The organism is Ruminococcus sp. CAG:57 (assembly GCF_000435935.1).
GTDB classification, from domain to species: domain Bacteria; phylum Bacillota; class Clostridia; order Oscillospirales; family Ruminococcaceae; genus Hominimerdicola; species Hominimerdicola aceti.
In genome coordinates this window covers 20,946-37,589 of sequence record NZ_FR890736.1, presented here as the reverse complement: position 1 = coordinate 37,589, position 16,644 = coordinate 20,946, and the positions used below count along the sequence as shown (strand labels likewise).

The following is a 16,644-nucleotide window of genomic DNA, read 5'->3' as shown; positions in this document are numbered from 1 at the left end:
ACGCATGATGCAGACCGTAGTAGTGGCGAAAGGGGAAGAAAACCGTATCACCCGCCTTTGCGGACGCGAAGGGAGGTGAATACATGAAGCCTCATTCGCACGAAGAACATATCCAGCACTCCTTTGATGCGTTCTGCAAAAAGGTACTGCGGAACGAAGCGCGGGACTATCAGGACGCGCTGGCACGGAAAAGAAACCGAGAGGTCTATTTTTCTGAGCTGCCCATCGAAGTGCTGGAACAGTTCGCTGTCCGTGACACCTATTTCACGGATAGCCGCACATTTGAAGTCATCGGTCATTCGGTTTGTATCGACGATGAAACGCTGGCGGAAGCAATCTCCGCTTTGCCTGTTGACCGCAGAGATATTATCCTGCTGTCCTACTTCCTTGATATGTCCGACGCTGAAATTGCAAATGTGCTGAACATGGTGCGCCGTTCCGTTGCCTATCGCAGGACAAGCACCCTAAAGCTGCTGAAAAACCTGATGGGAGGAGAAAACAGATGACAAGTCAATCGAAGAATAACCGTCTGTTGCCGCTGACCGTCATTGAAGCGGCTGCTGGCGGTGACGTGGAAGCGATCAACGCCGTTCTGAAACACTATGCAGGGTACATAGCCCGTCTGTCGATGCGTGAGCTTTACGACGAGTACGGCAATCCCCATCTCTGCGTGGATGAAGAACTGCGGCGCAAGCTGGAAACGAAGCTCATTACCAAGCTGCTCACATTCCGCGTGAGATAACCGACGCCTGACAGAAACGTGTTTTTCCCCCTTTCCTCGTTTCTGTCCGATGCACCTTGACAAATATGCCCGCAAGAGAACGGCGGCGCATCATAGGCAAAACGGGTACGTTCCTTTTGCGCCGAGCTGGGCGGCTGGTACGCCATGACGTATATCCGAGAGGATATGCCGAGCGACAAATACCGAGCCGTAACGCAAGTGTGGCAACTTGCAGGCGATGACGCGCAAAACACATAATGATACGACCTTACAGCCATAGTCCGAGCGTTCAAAGCGTCGCAGGCGATGGGTAGGGCTGCACGAGAACCGTGCGGGGGTGAAACTCCCTTGGAGCTGCGCCAGCAGCCGTCCGTTTTGTTATTTTCCCTTTTGTAGTTATTTCGTTTCCCATGAAAGGGGGATTTGTTTCTATGGAAACAACCATGAAGAAAACAACGTCCCCGATTGTACGCGAGTACAAGATCGGGGATATAACGTATATCGTCAAGGCCGTCGTCAAAGACGGCGCGAAAGAGGACGCCGTGACAAAGGTGCGCCGCCTGATTCAGAATGACTTGCGGGGTAAAAAAGTTACAAATAATTTTGAACCCGCCTAATGACGGCGAGCGAGATCCCTGGTATAATATAAATAACCTGTTTGTCCGGCTGCCGGAATAGGAGGCAACATGAAAAAGCAGCCCGACAAAATCACCGCATATTACTACCGTGCGGCGAACAAACAAACAGACCTGAACCTTGACAATCAAATGCACCGACTTTTGAGCCATGCGCAGGAAAGCGGAGCGGACACCTATATGTTCTTCATGGACAATGGGTACAACGGCCTGACCGCAGAGCGTCCGGCGTTTCAAAATCTGATTGCAGAAATCCATGAGAACCGCGTGCAGAAAATCGTTGTCGTATCGCTTGACCGACTTTACCGCAGCTATCTTGCAGCGGTGGAGTTCCTTGATGATATGGAGCAGCGTGGTATTCCGATTTACTCCATTACAGACGGCGATCTGCCCCTTTGCCGAAATCTATATCACGGCATTGTCAACGCCTACCGCAATTCTTCCGAGAAAGGCGGTGAGTGCAGATGACAGGATTTACCTTTCAGAGCTTGACGCCGCAGGACAGTTTAAGCAATGAGCTTCGCAGCGTAATCCGCGATAATGTCTTGCAGTTCTATGCCAAGGGGCTATCTACGGAAGCAGAGGAAGAAGGTCTGACCGCTCTGTATGAGCGACTTTCGCAGGAAGATAAGCTGGATGGTGAAAGCAACTCCATAGCGAACCAGAAGAAGATTCTGGAACGCTACTGCAAGGATCACGGGATTACCGCCTACCGCCATTATGACGAGGACGACGGTTATTCCGGCACAAACTTCAACCGTCCGGGCTTCCAGCGTATGCTTGCCGACATCAAGGCAGGGCGGATCAAGCGCGTCATCGTAAAGGACATGAGCCGCTTCGGGCGCGATTATCTCCAAGTGGGAATGTATACCGATGTTGTTTTCCCGGAGTTTGGCGTTCATTTCATTGCCGTCAATGACGGCGTGGACAGCACACGCGGCGAAAGTGAGTTTACCGCGATCCGCAATGTGTTCAACGAAATGTATGCCCGCGATACCTCTAAGAAGATTCGCGCTACATGGCAGAGCAAAGGCAAGTCCGGCGAGCATTTGACGACCATTCCGCCCTATGGCTATATGAAAAGCCCAGAGGACAAAAAGAAATGGATCGTCGATGAAGAAGCCGCAGCCGTCGTACAGAAGATATTCTCCCTGTGTGCGTCCGGCAAAGGCCCCACGCAGATTGCTAAATGGCTCAAACAGCAGCAAATCTTGAACCCAACCGCCTATTGCCATGCGAAAGGTCTGCCGACCAGCAACAAGCCAACAGCAGATCCGTACAAATGGACAAATGAAACGGTTTCCCGCATTTTGGAGCGCGTAGACTATCTGGGGCATACCGTAAACTTCAAGACTACAAAGCAGTCCTACAAGAGCAAGAAGAAAATCTGGAATGACCCTGAGAATTGGGTGATTTTTGAGAACACCCAGCCGCCAATCATCGAGGAAAGCGTGTTCCTGATTGTTCAGAACATTCGCAAGGCGCGTCGCCGCCCTACCAAGATGGGTGAAATGGGTATGTTCTCCGGGCTGCTGTATTGCGCAGAGTGCGGCGGCAAAATGTATCAATGCCGCGCTACCAACTTTGCAGAGAACCAGAAATACTTCATCTGCTCCACCTACCGCAAGGGCAAGGATCTCTGCACGACCCATTCTATCAAGAACGTCGTGCTGCATGAAATTGTTCTGCGAAATCTGCGGGAAGCAATCTCCTATGTTTCAGAGCATGAAGCGGAGTTCATTCAGGACGCAGCCGAGAGCGATATGCGGGACAGGGATGCCGAGTTTGTTCGGAAGCGCGAAACGCTGGCAAAGGCGGACACGCGGATTGCAGAGCTTGACCGCATTATCTCCCGACTGTATGAGGACAACGTGATTGGAAAACTGTCAGACGAACGGTTTATCAAAATGTCCCATGACTACGAGCTGGAACAAAGCAACCTGAAATCAATGGCAGAAGTCCTGCGCAAGGATCTGAAGCAGCAGGAGCAGCAGAAAACCAATGTTAAGGCGTTTATCGCTGCCGTGAAGAAGTACACGGATTTGCAGGAGCTTGACGCGGCTGTTCTCCGTGCTTTCATTGACAGGATTGAAGTTTCTCATGTTGACAAGAAATCCAGAACACGGGAAATCACCATCGTCTATAACTTCATCGGTGCATTTGACTTCACACGGGCAATCGAAAATGCCCGCAACACAAGTAAAAAAGAGCAAAGAACGGCATAGCCGTTAAGCTACACCGTTCCTTGCTTCAATGTTTTCCTAAGTCACCGCCGCATTTGGGAGGGTTTTTGTTTTCGGCAAATTTCACAAAACATTTTTGCAGTATATGTAGGGGACGGCGCTCTCGACGTCCCGCTTTTGCGTTTTTGAAAGGCTTGTTTTTAACACGTTTTAGCATAGTAATATGATACTTTGTGAAAATTTGACAAAAGATAAGATATACTATATAATAGAGATTGTATGACTATTTTTACAGGAGAATTATTATGAACGAAAATAAAAACAGAGCAACCTTTCAATCACGATTGGGATTTATACTTGTATCCGCAGGGTGTGCCATTGGTCTTGGCAACGTGTGGAAATTTCCATATATCTGCGGACAAAACGGCGGCGGAGCTTTTCTGTTCCTATACCTTATCTGCCTTGTGCTGTTGGGTCTTCCAATACTCATATGTGAATTTGCCATAGGCAGAGGAAGCAACCGAAGCCTTTCTCAGGCTTTCAACCGACTTGAAAAGCCAGGTAGCCGATATCACTGCACAAAATACACGAGCATTGCAGGAAACTATCTGCTCATGATGTTTTACACAATGGTCACAGGCTGGATGTTATACTACGCTTTCAAATACGCCACTGGCTCGTTGGACGCTTCAAGCACAGCGGCAACGGCTGAAGCTTTTAAGGATATGCAGGCTTCCCCGTGGCTTATGCTTATATTCTCGGCTATCGTTATCATACTTTGTATCGGTGTTTGCGCACTGGGATTGCAAAACGGCATTGAAAAGGTAACGAAATTTATGATGATACTGCTTATGGCGCTCATGGTGGTGCTGGCGGTGAACTCTATCAGGCTGAAAGGCGCTTCTGAGGGGCTTAAATTCTTTCTTGTGCCGAACTTTGATGTCTTTAAAGAAAAGGGCTTCACATCAGTGCTTTTTGCCGCAATGACTCAGGCGTTTTTCACACTAAGCATAGGCATAGGCACAATGGAGATATTCGGAAGCTATTTGAAAAAGGACCGCACTCTTGTAGGCGAGTCTGTGAACGTTATCGTTCTTGACACTGCCGTGGCTGTCGTTGCGGGACTTATCATAATCCCTGCCTGCTTTGCATACGGAATCGAGCCTGACTCAGGTCCGTCACTGCTTTTCATCACTCTGCCTAACGTTTTCCACCATATGGCTTCAAGCCGTTTGTGGGGAATATTCTTCTTCATCTTCATGTCATTTGCGGCGCTTTCCACCGTTATCGCAGTGTTTGAGAACATTATCACAATGTCAGTGGAACTGTGGGATTGGAGCAGAAAAAAATCACTTATTGTAAACCTTGTGATGATACTTGTGCTTACAATGCCTGCTGTGTTTGGATTTAACCTGCTGAAAAATATCCAGCCAATGGGCGCAGGTTCGACTATCATGGACCTTGAAGACTTTTTGGTATCATCAAATCTTCTGCCGCTTGGCTCTCTTGTGGGAGTGCTTTTCTGCGTTCGCAAAAACGGCTGGGGCTGGGAGAACTTCATCAAGGAAGCCAACACTGGCAAGGGCAAGCATATCCCTAACTGGCTTCGCAGCTACATGGCCTACGTTGTGCCTGCACTTATCTGTTTCATCTACCTCAAAGGATACTATGACACATTCTCAAACAGAAGTCTGCCGGTCCTTATAGGCTGGATGTGCTTTGCGGTGATACTTCTTGTGCTGATATTCTGGGCAGCTTTCTCAAAAAGCAAAAAAAATTTGGAAAATCCTATTGACAAATAGAAAGTTTGGCTATATAATAAACCTTGCGTGATGTTTCACGAAAATTCGTATAATGATAAACGCTATAAAAATAAACTAAAAGGTGGTGGGTGAAATGAGAAATATTCTTTTTGATCTTCTAAAGACTAACGAGAATATAAGCCTTACAAACAATGTAAGTTCAATAAGCCTTTCAGATGTCATTTTGCCTGCCCTTATTACCAAAAGCTAATGAGATTTTTATCAGCTTTCTGGATATTATACTGCAGAACTATTGCGACCTCTGATATCAGGTATCAGAGGTCTTTTTTTGACCTGTTATAGGCAGTTACATTATGCGAATTTACAGAATTATATCGGAAGAATATGAAATTTATCCCGAAAAGGAGGGAATACATGAAGTTTTTTGACGTTTTGCCACAGCTTGCAGAAAACGAACTGCTAAAGCGTGGAGTTATGACTGACGAGCTGCTTTACTGCGTAAAAGCTGACCTTGACGGTGAGGGCGGATATGTGGACGTATACATAACTTTCACAAAAGACACCCTTTGCATACTCCGTGGCTATGAAGAATACGGAAAAATGAAGCGTGGGCAGAAGAGAAAAAATCTCGTAAGCTTCACAGTATCAGGCTATGATGAATACCCCATAGACAGCATTGAAGAAATGTATGTTGACCGCTATGCAAATTCCGCAAGACTTATGATAAAGGACAAGTCAGGCAAGGAATTCCCTATAGCGAGGTTCTCACTTGGCTTTGCTGACAAATTCGAGAAATTCAGCCAGCGTGTGAACTGCACAGCCAAGAACGAGCCTATCGACGACCGCCTGTTGGAAGGAGTAAAGACCCACTGTCCTACCTGCGGTGAGCCTTATCCTGACCCTAACCGCCCTGTCTGTCCGAGATGTGTAGACAGACGCTCGGTGTTCAAACGCCTGCTTTCTATGTTCGGTGAATTTAAGGGTGCGGTATTTCTCATACTGCTCACCATAGTTTTAAGCAACGTTTTCGCAGTGCTTTCGCCGATATTCGGTTCACAAATGCTCTATGATGATGTGCTTGCGGAAAACGGAAAATACTATGGCAAGATACTCATGATAGTAATGCTCATAGTTGGCATAAACATTGCAGGAATGATAATGCGTATCATTTCAGGCATTATAACCTCAAAGGTCGTGCCTGTTGTTACGCACCGGCTTAGAGTGAAGATATTCTCCTCAATGCAGCGGCTTTCCCTTGACTTTTTCACAAGCAAGCAGACAGGCTCGCTTATGTCGAGAGTCGACAGAGATAGTCAGAACATCTACTGGTTTTTCACGGACATAGTACCATACGGACTTACAAACGTGGTAAAGATAGTGGGCATTGCGGTGATAATGCTCACAATTTCGCCGCTTCTGTCACTTGGTATAATCCTCACTATCTCGGTGATAGAGATAGTTCAGCACCAATTTTACAAAAGCCAGCGCAAGCTTTACCGCAAATATGACGTTGCAATGCGTTCTGCAAACTCGGTTCTGTCTGACGTTATGAACGGTCAGCGTGTGGTAAAGGCTTTCGCCCGTGAGGACAGAGAGATAGAACGCTATAGGGTAAAAAACACTGACGCATTTTTGATAAACTCAAGGATAAACTCACGAATAGCAAACACTATCCCTGTTATATGGACGTTCTATAGGATAGTGAACAAGCTTGTTTTCTGCCTTGGCGCAGTGCTTGTTATAAAAGGTCACATACTATTCGGCGCACTTTCAGCACTTATTTCCTATACCGAAATGGCGATGGATCCTATCAACTTTTTCACATGGATAGGCGACCGCTGGGCAAAATGTATGGACGCTGCATCAAGAATGTTTGAGATAATGGACGCTCTGCCTACTGTAAAAGAGGACGAACACCCTGTTCACATGGAAAACATGAGGGGCGATATCGAGCTTAAAAATGTATCATTTGAATATGAAGCAGGACATCCTATCATAAAAAACGTTTCTTTCAAGGTGCAGGCTGGACATATGTTTGGAATCGTTGGTAAAACGGGCGCAGGAAAATCCACTATCATAAACCTTATGGCAAGGCTTTATGACGTAACAGGCGGCGAAATAACCATTGACGGCGTGCCTATCAGGAAGATAGCTTTTGACGATCTGCGCAGAAATATCGGTATAGTTTCACAGGAAACTTTCCTTTTCATAGGGTCGATAGCTGACAATATCCGCTATGCAAACCCTGACGCCGCCATGGAAGAAGTTATCGAAGCGGCAAAGTCCGCAAACGCACATGAGTTTATAACAAAGCTCCCTGAGGGCTATAACACTAAGGTCGGCGAGGGCGGAATATCCTTGTCAGGCGGTGAAAAGCAGAGAATATCTATCGCAAGGGCTATCATTCAGAAGCCTAACATACTTATCCTTGACGAGGCGACCGCTTCCATGGACACAAGGACAGAGCGAAAGATACAAGCCGCTATCGACAATCTGAAACAGGGCAGGACGATTATTTCTATCGCACACCGCCTTTCAACTCTCCGTGACGCTGATATGCTCTGCGTTATCGAAAATGGAGAGCTTAAAGAAATGGAAACACATGACAAGCTCATAAAAGAAAAAGGCAAATATTTCGAGCTTTACAAGCTGCAATCTGAAGCACTGCAGTTCATAAACGAATAGTAAGGAGATGAACACAATGGCTGAAAATATTACTGCTGAGCAGGAGGTCTACGAGGTCGATAAGCTGACCTTGCTTGACTGCAAAAAGATACGCCTTGCAAAGGAAGAAAGCGGTTTTCTTACCCTCGATTATGAGGGCAGGACTTATCACAAGGTAAACCCCACAAGGCTCATACCATTTTACTCAAAGACCACCTACATAAGCCTTTCATACGAAAATTCCGAAAAAGAGTTCCGTGAGATAGGCGTGATAAAAGATATGGCGGAGCTTGACGATGAGCAATACAAGCTTCTTGACAGTTATCTTGAATACAAATACTATATGCCTGAGATAACAAAGGTCTACAGCATAAAGGACAATATGCGTGGTGCGATCTTTGTCAAGGCTGACACAACTTCGGGACAGAAAACTATCTGTATCCGTGACTGGTATCAGAATTTCAGAATGATAGGCTATGATTATCTCTACGTCAACGACGCAGACGGCAACAAATATTTCTGTCCTGACATTCATAAGCTTGACAGAAAGAGCCGTCAGGTGCTTGAAATGTACACCTAAAAGGTGTTAGACCACACTGAAAGGAGTGTGAAAAATGGATCTAAAAACTTCCCTGCCGCAGAATGCCCCGGCAGACATTGTTTACTCTCTGCCTGCAAACTTCACCTGTAAGGGCGACAAAATGGACGGACATTTCTGCGTGACAAAAGAAAAGATATACATTTACAACGGCAGTGAGATAACACTTGAATACAGCATAAACGATTTCTCCGAGTTTGAGTGCAAACAGCAGATAGGCACTTCAATGGCTCAGGGAACGCTGAAAAGCGGTGAAACTATCTGCTTCTGCGGTTTTTCGCAGGATCAGTTTCTCAGATACGCCGAGCTTATGAAGCTTCTTGACCACTGTTTGCGCACAGGTGAGCTTATGGAGATAACTGACACGGAAGAGCCTGTATGCCCCAAATGCGGTCTGCCGCTGGAGGGTGCAAAGGAATGTATCTACTGCACAGGCAAGGGCAAGACAATGGTCAAGCTCATAAAACGCATTGCGCCATACAAGAAATATTTTGCGATCGCAGTTATATGCACGATACTTTCCGAGCTTATTTGGGTGCTTGCACCATATCTTGACAGAGTTATAATCGACAAGTATGTTACCCCGAAAAGCACCCATTGGGCAGGCCTTGCAGGAGTTATCATCACTATCGTCACCCTGCTGCTTTTGGCAGGAGTGTTTGAGTTTTTCAACATGAAAAACAGCTTCAAGGTCGCACTCAATCTGGGACGTGACCTTAGGCAGGAGATATTTGAAAAATCACAGCAGCTTTCCATGAACTCCATATCAAAGCGAACAGCAGGCGAGCTTATCAACCGTGTTTCAAGCGATGCCGCAAAGCTTGAGGACTTCATCACTGCAAACGGCAAGGACGCCATAGTAAAAATACTTTCCCTTGTGATAATAGGCATACTGCTTTTTATTATGGACTGGCGGCTCGCGCTTATGACAGTTTTGCCTGTGCCGATAGTTTTCATAATAGTGCAAAAGCTTTTTGACGCCATGGCGATACGCTACACAAAGGTATGGAAAAACGGCGTTTCTCACGGAGAAACTTTGCATGATATTTTAAACGGCATAAGAGTTGTAAAGTCCTACGGCAACGAGGTAAGGGAGATACAGCGCTACACAGAATGTTCCGAACGCTGGGCGAAAAGCTGTGTTCGTGCGGAAATGATGTGGTATCTCACCATTCCTGCCTCAGAATTTATCCTCACCATTGGTAACTTCTTCGTACTATATTTCGGTGGAAACATGATTCTTGACCACACCATGACACTAGGTCAGCTTATACAGTTCACCACCTATGTTGCAATGCTTTACGAGCCTATACGCTGGCTCATACAGATACCGAGAAATCTTGCGGACACCTCAGTTTCCGCAGGCAAGGTCTTTGAGATACTTGACGAGGACACTGACGTTCGTGATTGTGATGACCCTATTGACCTTGACATTCAAGGCGATATCGAATTTGACGGCGTTTATTTTGGCTACAAGGTATACAATCCTGTGCTGAAAGACATAACCTGCAAGATAAACAAGGGCGAAATGATAGGCATTGTGGGACACTCAGGTGTGGGAAAATCCACAATGATAAATCTTATTCTCAGACTTTATGACTGCACGCAGGGAGAGATACGCATTGATGGTGTTAACATAAAGGATATTGCACAGCACAGCCTGCGTTCACAGGTGGGCGTGGTGTTGCAGGAAACTTTCCTTTTTGACGGAAACGTACTTGAAAATATAGCATATGCAAAGCCTGACGCTACCTTTGAGGAAGTAATAAGGGCAGCGAAAATTGCGAATGCACATGACTTTATCACAAAGCTCCCTGACGGCTACAACACCCGAGTGGGCAACAAGGGCTATCAGCTTTCGGGCGGCGAACGTCAGAGAATTGCCATTGCAAGAGCGATACTCCATGACCCTAAGATAATAATACTTGACGAGGCGACGGCTTCTCTTGACACTCAGACGGAAAAGCAGATACAAGACGCTTTGGGCAAGCTCACAAAGGGCAGGACGACAATTGCCATTGCTCACAGACTTTCCACCCTCAGCAACGCTGACAGGCTTATCGTCCTTGACAAGGGCAGACTTGCAGAGTTCGGCACTCACGCTGAACTTATGCAGAAAAAAGGCGTATACTACAAGCTTGTTATGGCTCAGCGCCAGACCACAAAAATGAAAAAAGCCCAACCACAGACCTGCTAGGGTCTTGACAATACCACAGTGATGTGGTAGAATACAATAGTAAAATCTCATATCGGGGAATGATGTTCTCCCCTGGGAAACCTAAACCGCTTATTAAGCTGATGACTTCTGTTTTTTACGCAGGAGTTGTCAGCTTTTTTGATTTTTGGGAGGTATAATTATGTTATTTTCACTGGCTGTGATCTTTCTTGTGGGGCTGTCAGCCGCCGCCACTTTTCAGGCTATCGGTCTGCCAAGGATAATCGGTATGCTTGCAACGGGCATTCTCACAGGCACTTACGTTCTCGATCTGCTGGATCCTAAGATACTTGGCATATCCTCAGAGCTTCGGCAGATAGCCCTTATCATTATCCTTATCAAAGCAGGGCTGTCACTCAATTTGTCCGACCTGAAAAAGGTGGGCAGACCTGCGGTCATGATGTCATTTCTGCCTGCAAGCTTTGAGATACTGGGATATTTTATCCTTGCTCCGCTACTTCTTGGGATAAACCACACGGAAGCCGCTGTTATGGGTGCGGTGCTTGGTGCGGTATCCCCTGCGGTGGTAGTGCCGAGAATGGTGAAGCTTATGGAAGAAAAATACGGCACTGAAAAAAGCATACCGCAAATGATACTTGCGGGAGCTTCATGCGATGATATTTTCGTTATCGTGCTGTTCTCCACATTCGTAACAATGGCGCAGGGCGGCTCTGCAAAGGCGACGGATTTTCTCAATATCCCTGTGTCAATAATCCTCGGAGTGCTTCTCGGCTCGCTGTCAGGGTTTGTGCTTTTCTATATTTTTGAGATATCCTACCGCAAAGGTAACAAAATAAGAAACAGCACAAAGGTCATCGCTATCTTGGGCTTGGCGTTCCTGCTCATGTCAGTGGAAACATTTTTGAAGCCTTATGTGGCTGTATCGGGACTTCTTGCGGTTGTGGCAATGGCTTGCGTGATAAAAATAAAAGCCGACAAAAAAGTGTCTGCAAGGCTTTCAGAGAAGTTCGGCAAGCTTTGGATAGCCGCTGAGGCTGTGCTTTTTGTCCTTGTTGGTGCGGCAGTGGACATACGCTACACCCTTACGGCAGGTGTGGCGGCTGTGCTTCTTATTTTCGGAGCGCTTATTTTCAGAGCCGTGGGCGTATGGATATGTCTTCTCGGCACGAAGCTCACCCTTAAAGAAAAGCTTTTCTGTGTAACGGCATATATGCCAAAGGCGACAGTTCAGGCGGCTATCGGCTCAGTGCCGATGTCCCTTGGTCTGCCCTGCGGAAAGATAGTGCTATCTGTGGCTGTGCTTGCGATCCTTATCACAGCACCCCTTGGTGCAATAGGCATTGACCGCAGCTATAAAAGGCTTCTTGCACACGAGGAGTAAAGTGGCGTAAAATAGGCGATTGCGGCACTCTCTGCACATTTTATGAGTGAATAATTTTTGATTTCGCACATTTTATGAGTGAATAATTTTTGATTTCACACATTTTATGAGGGAATAATTTGAGCATTTGCACATTTCGCGAAAAATTCTGATCACATTGCATAAAAAAAGCGGCACGACCAAATCAAGGCCATGCCGTTTTTCATATCCCTACCCTATCTACAGTTGATGCAAGGTGGTAATAAAAATTTGTTACGATACGCATGTTACGTTGCTGGCAATGCGTTGTCAAATGAGGACTTGAACCTCTGAAACCTGCCCGAAGTTTCTGCCCATAATCAGCACATTCTCTGCTGATAGAGATACATCCACCCTGTAGATATCCCACCCATTTCATCACACCAGTTCTGTTGTCCAGTTCAGCTCCTGAATTTTCTCGTCCACAGTTCTCAGTTCTTTTGCAAGACCGTCAACCGTTTTTTGTATCTCTGACACAGGAACAGTGCTGACTATTTTTATCTCTGTTCTTGTCATTCTTGTGACACGGTCGCTTGCGGTATTCAGAAAATCCCGCAATACCCTTACCTTCTTTTTCAGGCAATCCCTGTGTGCAAGAAGCTCTGTGATAGTCTTGCCCTCGTATACTGTTCCGCTGTTGGTAAGATTTATCCGTGCCACCAGATCTTCAAGACGGACTATCAGCCTGTCAAGCTCCTCCATAAGAGCCTTTGGGTCTTCCGCAGGAACATCGCCCTCCTGCACCTTTGCGTTATTGTCAAGTCTGACTGAGATCGTGTTTATTCTGTTCTGGATATCAGAACGTTCAGCCAATGCAGTTGCAAGTTTCATATAAATTACCTCCTATCCTTTGACAACGCCCACTGTGAAAAGCTTCTTTATAGGCGTGGTCAGGTCACTTTGATTTTTCATAACAACATCTATATCCTTGTAAGCAAAGCGGCACTCCTCAGCCACGTCCTTCTTACTGGTCTTTCCAAGCACCACGTTTCTTTGCCTCAGGTCTACCATAACAGACTCAACGGAGAATTTCTCCTTTGCGCCTGTGCGTGAATAGTTTCTGCCTGCACCATGAGAAGAAGTCAAAAAGCTTTCAGCCTTGCCCATGCCCCTGACTATATAGCTGTTTGAGCCCATAGATCCTGGGATTATAGCGACTTCCCCCTCAGCCGCATGGATAGCGCCTTTGCGGTGTACCCACACGTTCTCACCGTAGTGATTTTCCAGTGCGGCATAGTTATGGTGACAGTTTATCTCGTCACTATAGTTCGGTGTGATACCCGTATACTTCTCAACCTGCTCTGTGAAAATATGCTTTACCTTTTCAAGCATTACCTCTCTGTTTTCAAAAGCAAAGTCCATTGCAAGCTTCATCCAGTTGAGATATCTCTGACCCTCGTCTGTATCCACAGGGAGAAACGGCAAATTATACTCTGAGGGAACAGTTGAAAAATACTTGTCATTCATCTCATGGGCTATCTTGTTGAAATACTGCCCTATCATGTTGCCGAACATTCGGCTTCCCGAATGGAGCATTATACAAGCCATGCCACTTTCGTCTTCCTGTATCTCGATAAAATGGTTTCCACCACCCAATGAGCCAACGGAATAATATCCCTGCTCGATAAATTTCAGCAATTCGCTGTCAGCATTGTATCTTTCTATCTCGCTTTGCGCCTTATCAAGCACGGCAGAAGTCTGTGGCTTGCCGTAGTGACTAAAACCCACCGGGATAGTACGGAGTATATTTCCTACTATCACCTTTATAAGCTCGCCGCTCCCTGTTACAGTGTCACGAAGAATGCTCACAGGGATATCTGTCTGCACGAAAGCCATTCCACAGCCGATGTCAACGCCAACTGCATTTGGAATTACCGTATTTTTGCAGGCTATCACACCGCCTATAGGCATTCCCTTTCCTGTATGAGTATCAGGCATCAATGCGATATGGTCATGGGCGAATGGAAGATTTGCAAGGTTTATCGCCTGCTCAAGACAGCTTTCCTCGATATCGTCTATAGACTCTGTCCATATCTTGATCGGTACTAGCATTTTATCTTTATCATAATATTCAAACATTTTGTGCACCTCCTACTTTTGCTGTTGTATGTATTATAGCAGATAGATACAAAATAATCATATAAAAAAAGGTGCGAGGTTTTGTTATGTATTGCAATGGGAGTATAGATTTGGTATAATGTTATCAAAGGAGGTGTTCTGAATGGCAGTATATTCTGAACTTATAAAAAATTTTGAGAAGATAAGAGAATATGTGCGTGATTTCTATATCTTTGGATTTCACACAAGAGAAAGCTTTGACGCAAAAAGCAAGCGCACCTATGACAACGAAAAGCGCAGGATAGAAAGCTGGCTTTCAGACCACGTTCACACCTCTTTGGAGGGTCACAAAAAGAAAGTATCTGTGCAGGTGGATTCGGGCAACATTTTTCAAAACCCACTGTATCAGTGCTATCGTTCAAAAACCTTTACGGACAATGATATCCGTCTGCACTTTATTTTAATGGACGCTCTTGAAGATAACGCCATGTCGGTATCGGAGATAGCAGACTATGTTTCTGCAAACTACGGCATGATAATAGACGTGCAGATAATCCGTATCAAGCTAAAGGAATATGTAAAAGAGGGCTTGGTGTCGGAGGTCAAAAGCGGAAGAAATATCCTATACACCAAAACCGGTTGTTACACAGATGATATTGTAAGCAGGTATAAGGGCTTGGGGGATATGATAAAATTCTTCTCTGAGGAAAATCCTTTTGGCGTGGTGGGCAGCTTTATCATGGATAAGCTGGGTGCGAAAAATAATATTTTTGTGCGTAAGCACGCTTACATGGTGCATACTCTTGATGATGAGATACTCATTGATATCATGGGGGCAATGGAGCAGAAAAAGGCTGTTCTGCTATCCTGCGTAAGCCGAAAGAACGACAAAAAGCACGAGATAACAGCCGTTCCGATGAAGATACATTGCTCGGTGCAGACAGGAAGAAATTATCTTATTATGTATTTCACAAAGCAGAAACGTTTGATGTCTGTAAGGGTGGATTCCATTGTGAAAGTGACTCCCCTTGATGTGGTAGCTGACTATGATACATATTACAGATATTATGAGGACAACCGCAGATTTTTATGGGGAACGAGCTTCGGAAAAGCTCGCAAATACGGACAAAAAGAGCATATCCACATGGAAATAGCGGTAGACGAAACGAAAGAAATGTATGTTGTGAAGCGTTTGGAACGTGAAAAAAGAAGCGGTACTGTCGCAAAAATATCAAATGGGCTTTACTCCTTTGACATTGACCTTTTTGACGCAAACGAAGCCTTCCCATGGATAAAAACGTTCATCGGCAGGATAGTGACATTTGAAACAACAAACGAGGAATTGCAGAATAAATTTGATTCAGATATTGCAAGGCTTTATGAAATATACGGAGGTGCTTACGAATGAAACTGTTTTCGGAAATTTACAGCACCTATTACAGCATAACGGAGAAAATACTGAAAAAGCGCACTGTCACAAAGGCTGAGATAACAGATATCATCAGACAAAACGGCTTTTCTGAAAGTGTTCTTTTCCTCGAACCTAAGCTCACAGGCGAGGACGGATATGGTCTGCTGAAAAAAAAGGACAGCATATACAGGTCTATCCTGAAAAAAGAGCCTCATATCCCGCTGACGGCACTTGAAAAAGCGTGGCTTTGTGCGGTGCTAAGCGACCCGAGAAGCGGTCTGTTTCTTGACACTGAGCAAAAGTCGCAGTTGGCGGAACTGCTTAGTGCGAAAAAGCTATATCAGAGAAACTTTTTGACCTGCTTTGACCAATATTCTGACGGTGATGATTTTCATGACCCACAATACATACAGCATTTTCGGGATATACTCTCGGCTATCCATGGCAAAAAGCTTATCAAAATAAGCTTTCAAACAAGAAAAGATAATCGTATCACACACTATTTTCTGCCCACAAAGATAGAATACTCTTCCAAAAACAACAAGTTCAGGGTATATGTAAACCGATACCAAAAGCGCAGAATGGTTGACAACGGTATTATAAACCTGTCGCAGGTCACGCTAACTAAGCTGACAGATATAACGCCTGAGAGCTTTTTAGCTGTCACAGACAAGAAAAAGCAGGCAAAAATAAAGATACTCAACGAACGAAATGCGGTAAATCGTTTTATGCTTGAATTTGCAGAGCTTGAAAAAGAGTCGGTCTTTGATGAGGACAGCGGTGAATGTATGGTATCTATTAAATATGACGAGCAGAATGAAAATGAGATAATAATACGTTTATTGTCTTTCGGACCTGTGGTGGAGGTGCTTTCGCCATATGATTTTCGCAGGAAAATCAAGGAGAGGGTGGACAGGCAGTTGGCTTTGATGAAAGAAACAAAGTGTGAATAGCGTTTGACTTAGCACAACAGAGTGTGCTATACTGAAAATAGCTAATAAATAATTTGTGAAATATATCAGAAAAGCACTAAAAA

The 16,644-nt window shown here is 45.3% G+C and carries 14 protein-coding genes and 1 riboswitch; of the genes, 12 read left to right on the top strand and 2 right to left on the bottom strand.

The genetic code is table 11. The annotated features are described in order from the left end of the window. Nucleotides 1-83 precede the first annotated feature (83 nt). The 10 genes from QVO88_RS07005 (at nucleotide 84) to QVO88_RS06960 (ending at nucleotide 12,121) form a co-directional block, all read left to right on the top strand. Nucleotides 84-506 carry a sigma-70 family RNA polymerase sigma factor gene (locus QVO88_RS07005; RefSeq protein ID WP_022287788.1) on the top strand — a complete coding sequence of 141 codons (423 nt, stop codon included), beginning with the start codon at nucleotides 84-86 and terminating at the stop codon, nucleotides 504-506. Further along, entirely contained in the window at nucleotides 503-742 is a 240-nt protein-coding gene (locus QVO88_RS07000; protein WP_022287787.1) for a helix-turn-helix domain-containing protein, read from the top strand. Before QVO88_RS07005 ends, QVO88_RS07000 begins: the two co-directional genes overlap by 4 nt. A gap of 410 nt (nucleotides 743-1,152) precedes the next feature. Next, nucleotides 1,153-1,338 carry a transposon-encoded TnpW family protein gene (locus QVO88_RS06995; RefSeq protein ID WP_022287786.1) on the top strand — a complete coding sequence of 62 codons (186 nt, stop codon included), beginning with the start codon at nucleotides 1,153-1,155 and terminating at the stop codon, nucleotides 1,336-1,338. Between the two features lie 69 nt (nucleotides 1,339-1,407). Further along, nucleotides 1,408-1,824 carry a recombinase family protein gene (locus tag QVO88_RS06990; RefSeq protein ID WP_022287785.1) on the top strand — a complete coding sequence of 139 codons (417 nt, stop codon included), beginning with the start codon at nucleotides 1,408-1,410 and terminating at the stop codon, nucleotides 1,822-1,824. Further along, a complete protein-coding gene (locus QVO88_RS06985; RefSeq protein ID WP_022287784.1) occupies nucleotides 1,821-3,581 on the top strand; it encodes a recombinase family protein in 1,761 nt (586 codons plus the stop codon). Before QVO88_RS06990 ends, QVO88_RS06985 begins: the two co-directional genes overlap by 4 nt. A 263-nt stretch (nucleotides 3,582-3,844) precedes the next feature. Next, nucleotides 3,845-5,341, top strand: coding sequence for a sodium-dependent transporter (locus tag QVO88_RS06980; RefSeq protein WP_022287783.1), 1,497 nt, complete (start codon nucleotides 3,845-3,847; stop codon nucleotides 5,339-5,341). A 375-nt stretch (nucleotides 5,342-5,716) separates the two neighbouring features. After that, complete coding sequence (locus QVO88_RS06975) at nucleotides 5,717-7,987, top strand: ABC transporter ATP-binding protein (protein WP_022287781.1); 2,271 nt, start codon at nucleotides 5,717-5,719, stop codon at nucleotides 7,985-7,987. Nucleotides 7,988-8,003: 16 nt separating this feature from the next. Further along, nucleotides 8,004-8,546, top strand: a complete 543-nt coding sequence (locus QVO88_RS06970; RefSeq protein WP_022287780.1) for a DUF1854 domain-containing protein — start codon at nucleotides 8,004-8,006, stop codon at nucleotides 8,544-8,546. 34 nt (nucleotides 8,547-8,580) lie between these two features. Beyond that, nucleotides 8,581-10,761, top strand: a complete 2,181-nt coding sequence (locus tag QVO88_RS06965; protein WP_022287779.1) for an ABC transporter ATP-binding protein — start codon at nucleotides 8,581-8,583, stop codon at nucleotides 10,759-10,761. A gap of 46 nt (nucleotides 10,762-10,807) precedes the next feature. Beyond that, a riboswitch (Fluoride riboswitch) is annotated at nucleotides 10,808-10,879 on the top strand. Nucleotides 10,880-10,921: 42 nt separating this feature from the next. After that, nucleotides 10,922-12,121 (top strand): sodium:proton antiporter, encoded by a 1,200-nt coding sequence (locus QVO88_RS06960; protein WP_022287778.1) that lies wholly within the window; start codon nucleotides 10,922-10,924, stop codon nucleotides 12,119-12,121. A gap of 396 nt (nucleotides 12,122-12,517) precedes the next feature. Here the strand turns inward: QVO88_RS06960 and QVO88_RS06955 are convergent, their stop codons facing one another. Both QVO88_RS06955 and QVO88_RS06950 read right to left on the bottom strand, forming a co-directional pair. Next, nucleotides 12,518-12,970 (bottom strand): DIP1984 family protein, encoded by a 453-nt coding sequence (locus QVO88_RS06955; protein ID WP_022287777.1) that lies wholly within the window; start codon nucleotides 12,968-12,970, stop codon nucleotides 12,518-12,520. A 12-nt stretch (nucleotides 12,971-12,982) separates the two neighbouring features. After that, nucleotides 12,983-14,218, bottom strand: coding sequence for an RtcB family protein (locus QVO88_RS06950; protein WP_022287776.1), 1,236 nt, complete (start codon nucleotides 14,216-14,218; stop codon nucleotides 12,983-12,985). Between the two features lie 142 nt (nucleotides 14,219-14,360). Between QVO88_RS06950 and QVO88_RS06945 the strand changes: the two genes are divergently transcribed. Together QVO88_RS06945 and QVO88_RS06940 are read left to right on the top strand one after the other, a co-directional pair. Next, a complete protein-coding gene (locus QVO88_RS06945; protein WP_022287775.1) occupies nucleotides 14,361-15,605 on the top strand; it encodes a WYL domain-containing protein in 1,245 nt (414 codons plus the stop codon). After that, on the top strand, nucleotides 15,602-16,561 hold the full coding sequence (locus QVO88_RS06940) for a WYL domain-containing protein (protein ID WP_022287774.1): 960 nt from the start codon (nucleotides 15,602-15,604) through the stop codon (nucleotides 16,559-16,561). The genes QVO88_RS06945 and QVO88_RS06940 overlap by 4 nt, the downstream gene beginning before the upstream one ends. Nucleotides 16,562-16,644 lie beyond the last annotated feature (83 nt).